The following is a 16015-nucleotide window of genomic DNA, read 5'->3' as shown; positions in this document are numbered from 1 at the left end:
ATATAGTTGCAGATTTACACAATCAAGGTTTACGGCACTCGTTCTTCATGTAAGTTCATATTAAAACCAGTCAAAAATCCGTTTAAAGAAACCTTTCTTTTCTTTCTCTTCATCTTTCTTTGGTTTTTCCTTCTTCACGTCTTCTGTATTTTTTGAACAATATTCAGTTGGCTCTGTTCCTTTTTTATAATAAGTCAACCTTGAAACAGGGCAATCCTTGGTTGGCAGCAAACCTGTGTCAGGATTGACATAAACGCCAACAACTCCTTCAGTTGGTTTAAAAGGGGTTGGTGCAATATCCTGATGTGCTTCTTCCATGAATTCGGCCCATATGTTTTTTGCAACTCGTTTTTCCGCAACAATTGTTATTGGTTCATTTTTGTCATAACCCGTCCAAATCCCAGCGACAAGTTGTGGAGTAAATCCAATCATCCAGCTATCCGTGTCGGTCGAACCTGACTTCCCGGCATAAAAACGCGTGAGCTTGTTGCTTATTGTTGTTCCTGTTACAGACGTATAATCATTTAATTTTTCATCAAACATACCTGTCATAAGTTGTGTTGTCACAAACGCAAGATCTTCATCAAGTACCTTTTTTGGCTTTGGGGTATTTTCATAGATGACCTCACCCTTGTAGTTTTCAACTCTCGTGATAAAAATGGGCGTGTGATACATTCCGCCATTATCAATCGTGGCGTAAGCGTTGACCATTTCTAGCACACTCACACCGGATGTACCTAATGCGAGGGAAGGAACGTCCTTTAGTTTGCTCGTAATACCTACTTTTTTCGCAGTGTCGACAAGCTCACCGTCCCCTAGGAAAAGATGGGTTTTTACAGCGTACACATTGTCAGACAAAGCAATTGCTTGAGCTAACGTAATCGAGTCGTTCGCATAGTAATTTTTATAATTTCGTGGTGTGTATGTTGAGCGATTGTCGTCATACGAAAATGTCGTTAGTTCACTTCGAATAGGTGTCGAAGGCGTGTAGCCTTTTTCAAGCGCTGCATAATATAAAAATGGTTTGAAAGTTGAACCTGGTTGGCGTTTTGCTTGGGTTGCCCGATTATAGGGGCTTTCTTCATAATTTCGTCCACCAATTAGTGCTCGAACTTCCCCGTTTTTCGGGTCCATTGCGACAAAGCCTAGTTGAATGGTGGAATCTTCCTTTATAAAGTTATTCGTTTTTTCCTCCGCAATTTTCTGAAGCTCTGGGTCAAGTGTGGTGTAAACCCGTAAGCCGCCCGTTTCAATTGTTTTTTGATCAAGCTTTAGTTTTGAGTAGAGTTCCTTTTTCACAACATCCTGAAAGTATGGAGCGGAGTCTTCTCGACCAACTATTTTGTTTCCGGTAAAAGTGAGTTCTTCAGTTTGCGCTTTTTCAGCAATCTTTTTTGAGATGACGCCATTCTCTACCATGGAATGGAGAACAACAGATTGACGCTGTTTTGCTTTTTCCTCATTTACGAATGGTGAATAATGTGTTGGACCTTTTGGAATGCCGGCAAGCATTGAGGCTTCTGCAAGTGATAGGTCACTCGCGCTTTTTCCAAAATAGTAATTCGCAGCAGCTTCAATTCCGTATACACCATGTCCGTAATAGATTGTGTTTAAATACCCTTCAAGAATCTCTTTTTTCGAATAATTAAGTTCAAGTCGAATGGTATACAGGGCTTCGGTTAGTTTTCGATTCCATGTTTTTTCATGCTCTAAAAATAGATTCCGAGCGTATTGCTGGGTAATCGTACTCGCCCCTTGCACCTTTGCCATGGCTTTTATGTCCGCAAGAATTGCGCCGCCTATCCGCTTATAGTCAAACCCGTGATGGTCAAAAAAATCCCGGTCTTCAATTGATACAGTGGCATCAATGACGTCCTCTGATATATCGTCGAGGGACACCCAATAACGTGTTTCTCCTTGATGGCGTTCTTCCCCAATTAAAGTGCCGTCTTCTGCATAAAACAAGGTCGACAAAGGGACCGCAAGAGGAGGTGCCCCCTGTGTTTTCGCATAAGCAAGCACACCTAGAATTCCGACAGCTACCAGGGTACAGCCAATTAAGCCAATGAATAAAAGGGCGCGCATGATTTTTATGGCAGTCTTTAATCGATCATTTGTAATTATCTCCACAGAGTTCACCTCCCTTTTTTCTATTTAAACGCCTCATATAGAGCTATTTATCGCAGGCATATATCAATCAGTATGAAAAGAATTGGCTTGTTTTAAACATTTATTTGCTAAAAGATGAAAAATTTTCTTGCATTTTTACTAGATTCATCTATACTTTTTGAGGTTGAGAGAAATCCGGAAGCAGTGAACCACACGCCAAGGCAAATCCAATCAACCTTGCCTGAAAAGGAAACTCAGGCAAAAACATCAATTTTTTTGAAGGAATAGGGAACGATAAAGGGATAGCGAGTATCCCTGAATTTTTCAATCGAAAGGATGTTATGAACATGGAATTATGGTTTACGGAGAAACAAACAAAAAGCTTTGGTATTACGGCAAAAATTAAACAAACCTTACATACAGAACAAACAGAGTTTCAAAAGCTCGATATGATAGAAACTGAGGAATTCGGCAACATGCTCGTTCTTGATGGTATGGTTATGACAACCCAAGTGGACGAGTTTGTGTATCACGAGATGGTAGCGCATGTGCCATTATTTACTCACCCAAATCCTGAAAACGTACTTGTTGTTGGTGGCGGCGACGGCGGGGTAATCCGCGAAGTGTTAAAGCATCCATACGTGAAAAAAGCAACTTTAGTTGATATTGACGGAAAAGTAATTGAGTATTCAAAGAAATACTTACCTGAAATTGCAGGCAAGCTTGAAGATCCACGTGTGGAAGTGAAGGTTGGCGATGGATTTATGCATATTGCCGAAAGTGAAAATGAATATGATGTCATCTTAGTTGACTCCACAGAGCCTGTAGGACCAGCGGTAAATCTGTTCACAAAAGGCTTCTATGCGGGTATTTCAAAGGCTTTAAAAGAAGACGGCGTATTTGTCGCGCAAACGGACAACCCTTGGTTCACACCAGACCTAATCCGTAATGTGCAGCGTGATGTGAAGGAAATTTTCCCAATCACTCGTCTTTATATTGCGAACATCCCAACATATCCAAGTGGTCTATGGACGTTCACAATTGGTTCGAAAAAGTATGATCCACTTGAAGTAAGCGATGATCGCTTCCATGAAATTGAGACAAAATATTATACAAAAGAAATCCATAAGGCAGCGTTTGTGCTACCGAAGTTTGTAGCCGATTTAACTTAATTTAGTAACCTACTGAATTAAATGAAAAGCCTTCGGCGGATGCCACAGATTTGGGAAACGAGCATGCTCGAAAAAATCTGGGTTCAAATTCGCCAGGGTGTATTTGATTTTATAATAATGGGGGATTTTTGATGAGATTTGATGAAGCTTATTCAGGAAATGTGTTTATCAAAAGCCATCCTAATTTTGAGGAAAGCGAAGCCGTCATTTATGGCATGCCAATGGACTGGACAGTAAGCTATCGCCCAGGCTCACGTTTCGGCCCTAGTCGAATTCGTGAGGTGTCAATTGGCCTTGAAGAATACAGTCCATATCTTGATAAAGAGCTAGAAGAAGTGAAGTATTATGATGCGGGCGACATTCCGTTACCATTTGGCAATCCACAGCGCAGCCTTGATATGATTGAGGATTTTGTAGACCAGGTATTGGCTGCTGGAAAATATCCACTTGGCATGGGTGGCGAGCACCTTATATCTTGGCCGGTAATGAAAGCCGTTTATAAAAAGTACCCTGATCTTGCGATTATCCATATGGATGCTCATACCGATTTGCGTGAGAATTATGAGGGAGAGGCGCTTTCTCACTCAACCCCAATCCGTAAAATCGCAGAATTGCTTGGACCAGAGAATGTGTTTTCATTCGGAATTCGTTCAGGAATGAAGGAAGAGTTCCAATGGGCAAAGGAAAACGGCATGCACATTTCAAAATTTGAAGTGCTTGAGCCTTTGAAAAAAGTTCTTCCGAAGTTAGCGGGTCGTCCTGTATATGTAACAATTGATATTGATGTATTGGATCCGGCTCATGCTCCTGGAACAGGGACAGTTGATGCGGGCGGAATTACATCGAAGGAATTATTAGGTGCCATTCACGAAATTGCGAAATCAGACGTGCAAGTGGTTGGATCAGACTTGGTTGAGGTTGCACCAATATATGATGCTTCTGAACAAACAGCGAATACCGCAAGTAAGCTGATTCGTGAGATGATTTTAGGATGGATACCGAAGAAATAAATAGTCGTGTGGAAAGCCTGGGCCTTAGGGTTCAGGCTTTTTGTTTTGGCGTGGGGAGTGAAGGCATTGTTCTGTCTTTGATTGTTGGGGGGAATAGAGTAGATTCAACTTTGAGGGAGACTGTCAAAGGCAATTTAGAAAAATCGTTAGTTGAATTCTCTAAGAGACGAGTGTCATGGACAATTGAGGGTTGAAAAGGGGATATAATGTCTCTGAGCCAAGTTGTCAGAGACACTTCTGGGTTTTGTAACCTTACTTTTGTCTCTAAGGCAAGCTATCGAAGACAAATACATTGATTCCGTGCTTCAAATTGTCCGTGAGGAAGGGTCTCAAAGACAATTTGAGTGAATTAGAGAGTCGAAGTGTCTCTGAGCCGGGTTGTCAGAGATATAATCGATATTCATAACCTTATTTTTGTCTCTGAGCCAAGCTATCAGAGACATTCCGATATTTAAAACCATGTTATTTGTCTCTGAGAGAAGTTGTCAGAGCCACTTCCGATATTTAAAACCATGTTATTTGTCTCTGAGAGAAGTTGTCAGAGCCACTTCCGATATTCAAAACCATACTTTTGTCTCTGAGCCAAGCTATCAGAGCCAATTCGATATTCATAATCCTGCTTTTGTCTCTGAGCATAGCTATCAGACCCATTTAGATATTCATAATCTTGCATTTTCTCTCTGAGCCAAACCGTCGGAGACCAACTTCTTTATATCTTTTTCCTCGATCTGAAGAGTTTCCCAAATTAATTTTAACCAACTTCTTTAAACTTTTGTCCTTGATCTCAAGAGTCACCCTAAAATATTTTCGCAACTATGACACTTCTTTTAGTTTAGGTGAATATAATACCTTTGAACTAGATTTTTACCTAAAAAAGGAGGAGTTCCATGGTTGGGATTCGCTTTTTAAAAATGGCCGCACTTTATTTTGTGATTGGTGTACTGATTGGGATGGGGATGTCGATGTCACATTCGTACACATTAACTGGTGTCCACGTTCATATTAACTTGTTAGGCTGGGCATCTATGGGGCTTGCAGGAATTGTTTACTATTTATTCCCTGCAGCAGGAGAATCAAAGCTTGGAAAGACACATTTTTGGCTTCATAACATTGGCTTGCCGGTGATGATGATTGGACTCACGATGTTATTACTAGGCAATACAGCGGTCGAACCAGCCATTGCAGTCGGTGGCACGATTACAACCCTCGCCATTATCCTTTTTGCAATCAATATCTTCATGAACGTTAAAGCCACTAAGCAATAATACCCTTTTACATTTTATAGAACTCGGCCAAACAGGCCGAGTTTTTTTGATGGTAACACGTCCCCGAAAATTTCATTTTAATTTGAAATTCCTTGACTGAATGCCGTATACTAGTAAAGTTAACGATTTATAGGGATGTGTGAAAATGAGTCAAGATGGAACTCCTATTACACTCAAATTTGTAACCGAGATTAAAGATGGGCCACGAAAAGAGAATGTTGCTTTTGACGCAAATGGTCTATACTACATAAAGGGTAACAATACCTACTTGCAGTTCGATGAAAAACAAGAGGCAGGTAAGGTTAAAACGGTGATTAAAATATCTGAAAAAGAGGTTCTTATTCTACGTTCGGGAATCGTGAAAATGAGGCAAGTTTACCGAAAAAATGAAACCATAAGTGGTTCCTTCCAAAATCAGCTTGGTACTTTTGACCTCACAACAAAAACGAACAATATCGAATACAAATGGTACAAAAACTCTCGAAAAGGGACGTTGTTTTTAGCATATGAGCTTTCCCTTCAAGGTGAAAAGTCAGGATTACATAAGATTACCATTACATTTAAGGAGCGAAACTAGATGAATGTTGTTGATCAAGTAAAAGAACGTTTAAAAACGGAAATTAAAGATGCGGTGTTAAAAGCTGGACTAGCTACAGAGGAGCAAATTCCTGAAGTTGTATTGGAGTTGCCAAAGGAAAAGGCGCACGGGGACTATGCGACAAACATGGCGATGCAGCTAGCTCGTGTGGCAAAAAAAGCACCACGTATGATTGCCGAAGACATTGTTGCTAATTTTGATAAGTCAAAAGCGTCCATTGAAAAAATTGAAATCGCGGGCCCAGGGTTTATCAATTTTTACATGAACAATTCGTATTTAACGGATTTAATTCCAGCGATTTTATCAGCAGGTGAGGCGTACGGAGAAACAACTGTTGGTAACAACCAAAAGGTTCAGGTGGAGTTTGTTTCTGCAAATCCAACAGGTGATCTACATCTTGGACATGCTCGTGGCGCTGCGGTTGGTGATTCTTTAAGTAATATTTTAGACAAAGCGGGATATGATGTGTCTCGTGAGTATTATATCAATGATGCTGGAAACCAAATTAACAACCTAGCGAAATCGGTTGAAGCACGTTATATGCAAGCCCTTGGCAAGGATGCCGAAATGCCTGAGGACGGCTACCATGGCCAAGATATCGTGGGTATTGGAAAGCAATTAGCTGAAGAGTTTGGCGATAAATATGTAAATGTGGATGAAAAGGAACGCTTTGACTTTTTCCGTGAATATGGTTTGAAATATGAAATGGAAAAGCTTCAAAAGGACTTGGAAGAATATCGAGTGCGTTTTGATGTGTGGTATTCTGAGACTTCACTTTATCATAACGGAAAAATTGACCGAGCTCTTAATGCGCTTCGTGACGCTGGTCATATTTATGAAAAAGACGGAGCAACTTGGTTCCGTTCAACAACATTTGGCGATGACAAAGACCGTGTCTTAATTAAAAATGATGGGTCTTATACGTATTTAACTCCAGATATTGCGTACCATCAGGACAAGCTTGAGCGCGGTTTTGAAAAGCTAATTAATGTGTGGGGTGCTGACCATCACGGATACATTCCTCGTATGAAAGCAGCCATTCAGGCGCTAGGCTACGAGAAAGATACATTAGAAGTTGAGATTATTCAGCTTGTTCACCTCTTTAAAAATGGTGAAAAAATGAAGATGAGTAAGCGTACTGGGAAGGCTGTAACGATGCGTGACCTAATTGAAGAGGTTGGGTTAGATGCCGTTCGCTACTTCTTTGCAATGAGAAGTTCAGATACTCATCTTGACTTTGACCTTGATTTAGCTGTGTCACAATCAAATGAAAATCCAGTGTATTATGCACAATATGCACATGCGCGTATTTGCAGCATGCTACGTTCTGGCGGCGAGATGAACATTGCCTTAGACGGAAACTATGCGCTTGAACATATTAACTCTGAAAAAGAAATTGATCTTTTGAAAAAGTTAGGTGAATTCCCTGCAGCTGTAACGGAAGCAGCGGAAAAACGTATTCCGCATCGTATTACAAATTACATCAATGAGCTAGCAGCTGCTCTTCACAGCTTTTATAATGCGGAGAAGGTACTTGACCAAGATAATCTTGAAAAAACGAAAGCGCGTCTTGCGCTAATGAAAGCAGTTCAAATCACACTGCAAAATTCATTAAAACTAATCGGAGTATCTGCACCTGAAAAGATGTAATCTTCTTGTTTAAGGCCCTCACGTTGAGTAGAGGGCCTTTTTTCGGGAATAATGAGATACGAAGGGGGTACATACATGAAAGAAGTAATTTTGGCCCTTGTAACGGGTTTAGTAGTTGGATTTTTATTTGCTTTATTAAAACTGCCGATTCCGGCACCTCCAGCGCTTGCAGGGGTTACTGGAATCATTGGGATTTACTTAGGGTTTAAATTATTCCAATGGATAGCGCCACTTATTCAATTTGGACCGAAATAAAAGAGAGGCACCCATGCTCTGTGGGTGCCTCATATGTTTCTGGCAGTATTTTTCGAATAGTGACAGTAATCTACTCCCCGGCGGACGTCAATTTTTGTTAGTGACAGTAAATCATGATTAGTGGCAGCAAAATCCAGATAGTGACAGTAAATCTCAGATAAGACAGTATTTCCGAATTAGTGATAGTAAACTGCCACCAAGCCACCTATTGTTTTCTGCTAAAAATAGTATTCCAAGCCAGTTTCCTATAAAAAGTGCGAAAGCCACGTCGCAATTTTGATTTTGAACTTTTTCTCCGACTTGAGTTCGTTAATTCGCTCACGCGTCAGTTCATTTGATGTCTTGAAATCCTCTTCGACCACTTTTTTAATTTCTTCAATCATATCTTTATCATGAATATAGCAATTAATTTCATAATTTGAATATAGACTTCTTTTATCAAAATTGGCAGTTCCGATATCGCAAAGCTTGTCATCGATACAAATCGCTTTTGCGTGGTAAAAACCCCTTGTATACATATGAAATTGAATGCCAATCTTTGAGAGCTCGTCCATATAGGGGATAGCTGCTTCTTTTACAAGCGGATGATCCGGTTTTTTCGGTAAAAGGATACGTATCTTCACATTCCGTTTCGAAGCATTGATCAATTCTTCTTTCATTTGGTCGCTCGGCACAAAATAAGGTGAGCCGATAATAATTTCTTTTTCAGCTTGCTTTATCATGTTAACAAAATCGTCCTCAAGGTAGGCGCCGTTTGTGGCGATGAACCTTGTTTGTGACTTTCCTTTTGGCAGCGGCGGGAAATAGGCACTGCGGTTTTCAACGGCTTTCTTTGTTGAGTTATACCAGTCTTCTAAGAATTGGGTTTGTAAATCGGCCACACCTTCGCCGGTTAATTTCAAATGGTAATCACGCCAGAATCCGAATTTCGGGTCCTTGCCGAGATATTCTTTTCCAATATTAAAGCCACCAATATACCCCGTTTTTCCATCGATTACGGATATCTTCCGATGGTTTCGTTCATTGAGTTTGTAAAAGAAGTATGGGAAGTTTGGTTTGTTGCTATATGCAAACGAAACACCTGAGCGGGTTAAATCCTTTTCCATTTCCTTCGTGACATTGTGTGCGCCAACCCAATCTAGAAGCAAACGCACTTTGACACCTTGCTCGGCTTTTTTCTTTAAAAGGGAAACAAAGTCCTTGCTGATGTCATCGTCCTTTAAAATATAAAACTGTACATGGATGTGTTCGGTTGCATTTTGAATGTCTGTAAAAAGCTCAGAGAAGAGTGAATCCCCTGTGGCATAAAGTGAAATATTACTGTTTCGTAATGGGAATGCCTCATCAACTTGCTTTTTTAAGTGACTTTTTCTTCCCATGCTGTAATCAAGGCGGAGTAACAGTAATAGAATAATGATAATAAGGACAATCCAGAAGATAGTTCTGAACAAATTTACCCCTCCTATAGATAAGCGTTTTCTTAGTTTACACGAAAGTAAGAATGTTTATTTGAGATTTCATAATAAAATATGTTGACTGAATGCTCATTCATTATATAATGGAGGTATGAGATATATAGTCAGAAAATAAACTTCATTCAGGCAATAAGGCCTGGAATTAGTAAGAAAGGAGCTAAACCATGAATATCCTTTTATTTGTTAACCTTCTTGCATTTTTAATTGTAACCGCTTACGCAATTTATCTTTTTGTTTATCTCATTAAGACAAGAATTGCGTATATCAAGCTTGGCAAAAAGGTCGAATTTGATGGGAAAGTAAAAGAACGTCTTGAGCGAATTTGGATCAATGTATTTGGACAGAAAAAGCTTTTAAAGGATAAAAAGAGTGGTGCCATCCACGTTATGTTCTTCTATGGGTTTCTTCTTGTTCAATTCGGTGCAATTGATTTTATTTGGAAGGGCTTGAAGCCAGGCTCCCATCTTCCACTTGGGCCATTATATTCAGGCTTTACCTTTTTCCAAGAAATTGTCACGTTTATGATTTTAGTAGCAGTCGTGTGGGCTTTCCACCGCCGCTATGTTGAAAAGCTTGTACGTCTTAAAAGAGGTTTTAAATCAGGACTTGTTTTATTATTCATCGGTGGGTTGATGCTTTCCGTTTTACTTGGAAATGGAGCTGGGATTGTTTGGCATGGTCATGACCCATCATGGAGTGAGCCGATTGCATCCTTGATATCGTTTGCGTTAGATGGACTTAATGAAACTGCTGCGATTGCGATTTTTTATGTCGCGTGGTGGATTCATTTGCTCTTCCTATTAAGCTTCTTAGTCTATGTGCCGCAATCAAAGCACGCGCATTTAATTGCAGGTCCAGCGAATGTGTATTTAAGCAGACAAACAAGCCCTGGAAAGCTTGAAAAAATTGATTTTGAAGATGAGACACAAGAAACATTTGGAGTTGGCAAAATTGAAGACTTCAAACAAACACAATTAATTGACCTTTATGCATGTGTGGAATGTGGACGGTGTACAAATATGTGTCCGGCAACAGGCACTGGTAAAATGTTGTCGCCAATGGATTTGATCGTAAAATTACGTGACCACTTAACGGAAACTGGTGCAGTAGTAACTTCACGTGTGCCTTGGGTTCCGGCTGTTGCTTTTAATCATACAAAAGGTAATCAGTTAGCACTTGCATCAGCTAGTCAGGGTGCAAATGAAACAGCAGCAACTGCTGAGTTAGCGTACAGCCCAAGCTTAATTGGGGATGTTATCACAGAAGAAGAAATTTGGGCATGTACAACTTGCCGTAACTGTGAGGATCAATGCCCAGTTATGAATGAGCATGTTGATAAAATTATTGATTTACGACGTTACCTCGTCCTTACAGAAGGAAAAATGGATGCCGATGCACAGCGAGCGATGACAAATATTGAACGTCAAGGAAATCCATGGGGACTTAACCGTAAGGAAAAAGAAAACTGGCGTGAGGTTCGTGAAGATGTTCATGTGCCAACTGTAAAAGAAATGAAAAAAGCAGGTGAAGAGTTCGAATACTTATTCTGGGTTGGTTCAATGGGTGCGTTTGATAACCGAAGCCAAAAAATCGCCCTCTCATTTGCGAAACTGATGAACGAAGCAGGCGTGAAATTCGCAATTTTAGGAAACAAGGAGAAAAACTCTGGTGACACACCACGCCGACTAGGAAATGAATTCTTATTCCAAGAGCTTGCGACAAATAATATTGCAGAGTTTGAAAAGGCGGAAGCGAAAAAGATTGTCACAATCGACCCACATGCATACAATATTTTCAAAAACGAATATCCGGACATGGGCCTTGAAGGTGTTGAGGTATTCCACCATACGGAAGTTTTGTATGACCTTGTAAAACAAGGTAAATTGGTCCCTAAACATGCAGTAAATGAAGTGATTACATGGCATGATTCCTGTTATTTAGGACGTTACAATGAAGTGTATGATCCACCTCGTGAAATCTTAAAACAAATTCCAGGGGTGCAGCTCGTTGAAATGGAACGTAACCGTGAAAAAGGAATGTGCTGTGGGGCTGGAGGCGGTCTAATGTGGATGGAAGAAGATACAGGAACTCGTATTAATGTGGCAAGAACAGAACAAGCGATTGCTGTTAACCCAACCACAATTGGTTCTGGTTGTCCGTATTGCTTAACAATGTTAAGTGATGGAACAAAGGCGAAGGAAGTCGAAGACCAAATCGGCACATATGATATCGCCGAAATCCTTGAAAAATCCGTAGTTGGAGATCAAAAACAAATTGCATCTTAATGGTAATCTATAATTTATTTTCCATATACTATGTTGTAAAATAGGAATATAGGAAACATTCAATCTACTTGTAATAGAATAACAGATAAGAGAGGTGTACATTGTACGCCTCCTTCTTTCAGAAAGTTCCGAGCGAGCGTTCAGTCAGAAATAAATGTAAGCGGTTACTGTACGAGTTGAATTTTTTTAAAAATCAAGGAGGTTGGAGCATGGGGAAAACAGTTATTGTTAGTGGTGTTCGTACTCCATTTGGAAAATTAGGAGGGAGTCTTAGTTCATTAACGGCATCTGTGCTTGGTGGCATTGCCATCAAAGAGGCATTACAGCGCGCAGGCATTGAAGGGGAAAAGGTGGATGAAGTCATTTTTGGAACGGTTTTACAAGGTGGCCAAGGCCAAATTCCTTCCCGACAGGCAGCAAGAAACGCAGGAATTCCATGGAAAGTAAAAACAGAAACCATCAACAAAGTATGTGCATCAGGGCTTCGCAGTGTCACACTTGCCGACCAAATCATACGTGCCGGTGATGAAGAAGTAATCGTTGCGGGCGGTATGGAATCAATGAGCAATGCCCCTTACTTTTTACCAAAAGCACGCTTCGGGTTACGTATGGGGGATGCAAGTATAAAGGACCTAATGGTTCACGATGGCCTAACGTGTAGCTTCCAAGATGTTCATATGGGCACGTATGGAAATGAGGTAGCAACAGAACTCAATATTTCACGGGAAGAACAAGACGAGTGGGCTCTCCGCAGTCATAGACGTGCGATTGCGGCAATTGAGTCAGGTAAGTTTGCTGAGGAAATCGTTGCTGTAGAAGTGAAAGGGCGAAAAGGCGCGGTTACAGTTGTGGATCAAGATGAAGCGCCTCGAGCAGACACAACGATTGAAAAGCTAGCACAGCTTAAGTCTGTGTTTGGTGCAAACGGTACAATCACGGCTGGAAATGCACCTGGTGTCAATGACGGAGCTGCAGCTTTAGTTCTCATGAGTGAGGAAAGAGCAAAGCAAGAAGGGAAAGAGCCTCTTGCGGCAATAGTAGCCCATGCAGCCATTTCTGTTGAAGCGAAGGATTTCCCGAAAACGCCAGGACTCGTCATTAACGAATTATTAAAGAAAACAGGTAAAACAGTCGACGAAATTGATTTGTTTGAGATCAATGAGGCTTTTGCAGCAGTCGCGTTAACAAGTGGAAAAATTGCAAATCTTGACCCTGAAAAAGTCAATGTTAACGGTGGAGCGGTAGCACTTGGCCATCCAATTGGAGCAAGTGGGGCAAGAATCATTATTACACTTATTCATGAATTAAAACGCCGTGGCGGTGGCATTGGTGTTGCAGCCATCTGTAGTGGTGGAGGCCAAGGCGACGCAATCATGGTGGAAGTTTAAGACTATGTAACAGGTAAGAACGTAATTAAATCTGTATGTAGATTTCAGTGTCTAGCTATGGGCACCCAGCCCCTCGAAGTCACAATTCATTCCGTCATGAAGGTCAAAGAGCAACCTTCTAGCCGGCATGTCTTGTGCTTGTCGGACTTGCACAGGACAAGAAAGGCTTCGGGAGCATAATCATCGCACGAAGAAAATGCAAGGCATTTTCGAGGAAGTGCTGACACCGATGTTTGCCACAGGACGTGGCAGTAGTTAGTCGATGTTCCACTTAAAGGGCGCCTGCACATTTCAAATTAGGAGGTATGTTTGATGAAGGTTCAAAAAGTGATGGTAATTGGTGCGGGGCAGATGGGCTCTGGAATTGCACAGGTTTGTGCAATGGCAGGGTATGATGTGAAGCTCCATGATTTGAAGCAGGATTATCTAGACCGTGGGTTTGGAACGATTACGAAAAACCTTACTCGCCAAGTAGTTAAAGGTCGGATGAGTGAAGAAGAGAAGGCAGCTACTTTAGAAAGGCTCACTCCATCACTTGATCTACAAAATGCAAGTGATGTCGACCTTGTCATCGAAGCCGCCATTGAAAATATGGATGTGAAAACAAAGCTGTTCTCTCAACTAGATGAAATCGCACCTCAGAACGCTATTTTAGCGACAAATACTTCCTCTCTTCCAATTACAGAAATTGCTGCGGCAACGAAACGCCCAGAAAAAGTAATTGGTATGCACTTTATGAATCCAGTACCAGTAATGAAATTAGTTGAAATAATCCGGGGCTTAGCAACAGCCGATGAAGTCTATCAAGTCATTGAAGACATGACCAAAACGTTAAACAAAGTTCCGGTTGAAGTGAATGACTTCCCAGGATTTGTGTCAAACCGTATTTTAATGCCAATGATTAACGAAGCAATTTATACCCTTTATGAAGGTGTTGCCACAAAAGAAGCAATCGATGAAGTCATGAAGCTTGGAATGAATCATCCGATGGGACCACTGACACTGGCTGATTTTATCGGACTTGATACATGTCTTTATATTATGGAAACCCTGCACGATGGATTTGGTGATGACAAGTACAGACCATGTCCACTGCTCAGAAAATACGTAAAAGCTGGTTGGTTAGGAAAAAAATCGGGTCGAGGTTTCTACACGTACGAAGGATAGGGGTGAGATTTCTTGACAATTTTTACAGATAACCCACAGCACCAAGATCCCACACTGGAGGGAAACAGCATGAATTTTCATTTTACAGAAGAACAAGAAATGATGCGGAAAATGGTTCGTGATTTTGCAAAAGAAGAAATCGCACCATTTGTCGAGCGTATGGAGAATGGGGAATTTCCAAGAGAAATTCTTTCGAAGATGGCTTCACTAGGATTAATGGGGATTACGATTCCGGAAGAATACGGTGGAGCCGGAATGGATTTTACGTCCTACATTATTGCAATCAATGAGCTCTCAAAGGTGAGCGCAACCATCGGGGTTATTTTATCCGTTCATACCTCTGTTGGTACGAATCCAATTCTTTATTTTGGAACAGAGGAGCAAAAACAAAAATATATTCCGAAACTAGCAAGTGGGGAATTCCTTGGGGCTTTTTGTCTCACGGAACCGAGCGCTGGCTCAGATGCAGCAAGTTTAAAAACAAGAGCGGTTAAGCAAGGTGACCATTATGTATTAAATGGTTCAAAGGTTTTCGTCACAAATGGTGGGGAAGCAGATGTATACATTGTTTTTGCACGTACGAATCCTAACGAAGCTGGTAGTAAGGGAATCACGGCATTTATTGTTGAAAAAAATACACCGGGCTTTGTGTTCGGAAAAGATGAGCATAAAATGGGGCTTTTGGGATCAAGAACCCTTCAAATCACACTCGAGGATGTAAAGGTGCCAGCTGAAAATATACTGGGTGTCGAGGGTGATGGCTTTAAGGTTGCAATGGCCAATCTAACTGTTGGCCGCATTGGGATTGCTGCTCAGGCACTAGGAATTGCAGAAGCTGCTCTTGAGCATGCGGTGGAGTATGCGAAGGGACGCTATCAATTTGGCAAACCAATTGCCTCCTTGCAAGGTGTTGGCTTTAAGCTAGCTGATATGGCGACAAATGTGGAAGCTGCAAGACTACTAGTCTATCGAGCTGCTTTTTTACGCGAGAACGGTTTGCCTTGTGTGAAGGAGTCATCGATGGCAAAGCTGTTTGCATCTAAAACCGCAATGGAAGTTGCAACAGAAGCCATTCAAGTTTATGGGGGCTATGGCTATACAAAGGACTATCCAGTTGAACGATTTTTCCGGGATGCAAAAATAACCGAGATATATGAAGGCACCAGCGAGATCCAGCGAATTGTTGTTAGCAAGCACTTGTAAAGGTGGGACATGGGGACAGGTTCCGTGTCCCAGGGGAAAATGGTGGGAGTTGACGCAAATCCTTGGTGTGCGACGCAAAAATGTGGGAGTTGACGCAAATCCTTGGTGTGTGACGCAAAAATGTGGGAGTTGACGCAAATCCTTGGTGTGTGACGCAAAAATGGTGGGAGTTGACGCAAATCTGCGGATATCGACGCAAAAATCGGGAAAGAGACGCAAATCCTTGGTGTGTGACGCAAAAATGTGGGAGTTGACGCAAATCCGCGGATATTGACGCAAATATCGGGAAAGAGACGCAAAACCTTGGTGTGCGACGCAAAAATCAGGGAGTTGACGCAAAACTGCGGATATTGACGCAAAAATCGGGAAAATGACGCAAATCCTTGGTGTGTGACGCAAAAATGGTGGGAGTTGACGCAAATCTGCGGATATCGACGC

Annotated in this window: 12 protein-coding genes; 10 read left to right on the top strand and 2 right to left on the bottom strand. The window is 41.3% G+C overall.

Features of this window, described 5'->3' with window-relative positions; translation table 11 throughout:
- Positions 1-60: 60 nt before the first annotated feature.
- Complete coding sequence (locus BTHG_RS13405) at positions 61-2130, bottom strand: transglycosylase domain-containing protein (RefSeq protein ID WP_010677244.1); 2070 nt, start codon at positions 2128-2130, stop codon at positions 61-63.
- 326 nt (positions 2131-2456) lie between these two features.
- Between BTHG_RS13405 and speE the strand changes: the two genes are divergently transcribed.
- From speE to BTHG_RS13365, 6 genes are all read left to right on the top strand, one after another.
- Complete coding sequence (speE, locus tag BTHG_RS13395; RefSeq protein ID WP_010677243.1) at positions 2457-3281, top strand: spermidine synthase; 825 nt, start codon at positions 2457-2459, stop codon at positions 3279-3281.
- A 131-nt stretch (positions 3282-3412) separates the two neighbouring features.
- The gene (gene speB / locus BTHG_RS13390; RefSeq protein WP_010677242.1) at positions 3413-4291 is read left to right on the top strand and encodes an agmatinase; all 879 of its coding nucleotides are present in this window, start codon (positions 3413-3415) and stop codon (positions 4289-4291) included.
- Between the two features lie 887 nt (positions 4292-5178).
- Complete coding sequence (locus BTHG_RS13380; RefSeq protein WP_010677240.1) at positions 5179-5556, top strand: hypothetical protein; 378 nt, start codon at positions 5179-5181, stop codon at positions 5554-5556.
- A gap of 145 nt (positions 5557-5701) precedes the next feature.
- Complete coding sequence (locus tag BTHG_RS13375; protein ID WP_010677239.1) at positions 5702-6133, top strand: DUF1934 domain-containing protein; 432 nt, start codon at positions 5702-5704, stop codon at positions 6131-6133.
- On the top strand, positions 6134-7804 hold the full coding sequence (gene argS, locus BTHG_RS13370) for an arginine--tRNA ligase (protein ID WP_010677238.1): 1671 nt from the start codon (positions 6134-6136) through the stop codon (positions 7802-7804).
- A 75-nt stretch (positions 7805-7879) separates the two neighbouring features.
- Positions 7880-8059 (top strand): XapX domain-containing protein, encoded by a 180-nt coding sequence (locus BTHG_RS13365; RefSeq protein ID WP_010677237.1) that lies wholly within the window; start codon positions 7880-7882, stop codon positions 8057-8059.
- Between the two features lie 245 nt (positions 8060-8304).
- Here BTHG_RS13365 and cls read toward each other — a convergent pair whose 3' ends face one another.
- The gene (gene cls / locus BTHG_RS13360; protein ID WP_010677236.1) at positions 8305-9510 is read right to left on the bottom strand and encodes a cardiolipin synthase; all 1206 of its coding nucleotides are present in this window, start codon (positions 9508-9510) and stop codon (positions 8305-8307) included.
- Between the two features lie 188 nt (positions 9511-9698).
- Between cls and BTHG_RS13355 the strand changes: the two genes are divergently transcribed.
- The 4 genes from BTHG_RS13355 (at position 9699) to BTHG_RS13340 (ending at position 15577) form a co-directional block, all read left to right on the top strand.
- The gene (locus BTHG_RS13355) at positions 9699-11819 is read left to right on the top strand and encodes a (Fe-S)-binding protein (RefSeq protein WP_010677235.1); all 2121 of its coding nucleotides are present in this window, start codon (positions 9699-9701) and stop codon (positions 11817-11819) included.
- 209 nt (positions 11820-12028) lie between these two features.
- Entirely contained in the window at positions 12029-13207 is a 1179-nt protein-coding gene (locus tag BTHG_RS13350) for an acetyl-CoA C-acetyltransferase (RefSeq protein ID WP_010677234.1), read from the top strand.
- A 312-nt stretch (positions 13208-13519) separates the two neighbouring features.
- Entirely contained in the window at positions 13520-14374 is an 855-nt protein-coding gene (locus BTHG_RS13345) for a 3-hydroxybutyryl-CoA dehydrogenase (protein ID WP_010677233.1), read from the top strand.
- 69 nt (positions 14375-14443) lie between these two features.
- Complete coding sequence (locus BTHG_RS13340; RefSeq protein WP_010677232.1) at positions 14444-15577, top strand: acyl-CoA dehydrogenase; 1134 nt, start codon at positions 14444-14446, stop codon at positions 15575-15577.
- Positions 15578-16015: the final 438 nt, after the last annotated feature.

Source organism: Bacillus timonensis, from assembly GCF_000285535.1.
Lineage (GTDB): Bacteria > Bacillota > Bacilli > Bacillales > Bacillaceae_L > Ferdinandcohnia > Ferdinandcohnia timonensis.
The sequence above is the reverse complement of the archived record's forward strand: the minus strand, read 5'-3'. Positions and strand labels throughout refer to the sequence as shown.

Bases quoted from the DNA above. Each gene is read 5' to 3' on its own strand.
- BTHG_RS13350 (WP_010677234.1), top strand. From the start codon at position 12,029: ATGGGGAAAACAGTTATTGTTAGTGGTGTTCGTACTCCATTTGGAAAA.
- BTHG_RS13365 (WP_010677237.1), top strand. From the start codon at position 7,880: ATGAAAGAAGTAATTTTGGCCCTTGTAACGGGTTTAGTAGTTGGATTT.
- BTHG_RS13355 (WP_010677235.1), top strand. From the start codon at position 9,699: ATGAATATCCTTTTATTTGTTAACCTTCTTGCATTTTTAATTGTAACC.
- speB (WP_010677242.1), top strand. From the start codon at position 3,413: ATGAGATTTGATGAAGCTTATTCAGGAAATGTGTTTATCAAAAGCCAT.
- BTHG_RS13345 (WP_010677233.1), top strand. From the start codon at position 13,520: ATGAAGGTTCAAAAAGTGATGGTAATTGGTGCGGGGCAGATGGGCTCT.
- speE (WP_010677243.1), top strand. From the start codon at position 2,457: ATGGAATTATGGTTTACGGAGAAACAAACAAAAAGCTTTGGTATTACG.
- BTHG_RS13375 (WP_010677239.1), top strand. From the start codon at position 5,702: ATGAGTCAAGATGGAACTCCTATTACACTCAAATTTGTAACCGAGATT.
- argS (WP_010677238.1), top strand. From the start codon at position 6,134: ATGAATGTTGTTGATCAAGTAAAAGAACGTTTAAAAACGGAAATTAAA.
- BTHG_RS13380 (WP_010677240.1), top strand. From the start codon at position 5,179: ATGGTTGGGATTCGCTTTTTAAAAATGGCCGCACTTTATTTTGTGATT.
- BTHG_RS13340 (WP_010677232.1), top strand. From the start codon at position 14,444: ATGAATTTTCATTTTACAGAAGAACAAGAAATGATGCGGAAAATGGTT.